This is a genomic window from Vibrio sp. 10N.286.46.A8 (assembly GCF_041470165.1).
GTDB classification, from domain to species: domain Bacteria; phylum Pseudomonadota; class Gammaproteobacteria; order Enterobacterales; family Vibrionaceae; genus Vibrio; species Vibrio tasmaniensis_A.
This window is the reverse complement of sequence record NZ_JBFRLX010000285.1, coordinates 1-892: the sequence shown is the minus strand read 5'-3', so window position 1 is coordinate 892 and position 892 is coordinate 1. Positions and strand designations below refer to the sequence as shown.

Annotated in this window: 1 protein-coding gene; it reads left to right on the top strand. The window is 36.7% G+C overall.

The genetic code is table 11. The features are described 5' to 3' along the window. Positions 1–38 precede the first annotated feature (38 nt). Entirely contained in the window at positions 39–815 is a 777-nt protein-coding gene (locus tag AB4232_RS21460; protein WP_372087966.1) for a glycosyltransferase family 25 protein, read from the top strand. Positions 816–892: the final 77 nt, after the last annotated feature.

Sequence of the window (892 nt, the reverse complement as noted above, 5' to 3'; positions counted from 1 at the left end):
CTTATGGGTTCAATTATTAGTAGTGGGTGTTTTTTACTGTGAAGTCTATCATCATCTCGTTGGAGCGAAAGTCAGAGCGATTTTTATCTAGCCAAGAACAACTTTTAAATATTAAGAAATTAGATATAGAAAAGCTGAGTGGCGTTGATGCTAGTTTATCTAAAGATCACCCTTTGATGAATCGTTATGATGAAGCCGCCTTTTATGCATTGAATGGAAGGGTCGCTGTTCCCGGTGAGATCGGTTGTTACAGTAGCCACTATTTGGCATGGGAAAAGTGTATTGAACTGAATCAGCCGATTATTATCTTTGAAGATGATGTAATGGTTGATGTTGATGTCTTCGAAAAAACGGTTCAGCACGCCAGCGAGCATATTGAAGAGTGTGGTTATATTCGGTTAGAAAATTATTCTAACAAAAGAGAGTATAACTATGTTGTTGAAAACCTAGATAACGAACAAACTCTAGTGCGACATATTAAAACACCGTTATGTATGACTGCCTATATGATCACCCCTCATGTGGCAAAAACATTTATAGAAAAAAGCGATCGATTCCTCTACCCAGTTGATGTCTTCATTAGAAATGTATGGCTTCATAAACAACCAACTTATGGTGTGTCTCCTGCTGGTTTAACTGGAGGGGCAGCAGACTCTGTGATCGGAGAAAGAACATTCCGTATTAAAAAATCACTCCGTATTAAAACTCTAAAATTCTTAAGTAAGTTTAGAGATGTCGCTATGAATGGTTTGTTCAATTTGACCTATACCGTAATAATCAAAAAAAGCAGACCCAAAATGTTTAACGGTTTTTAATCGTTTCTTATCTGATTGATTTTACGTCATTCGTTTAGAACGAACCGAGATTTAGATATAAGAACAGCTCCCAATTG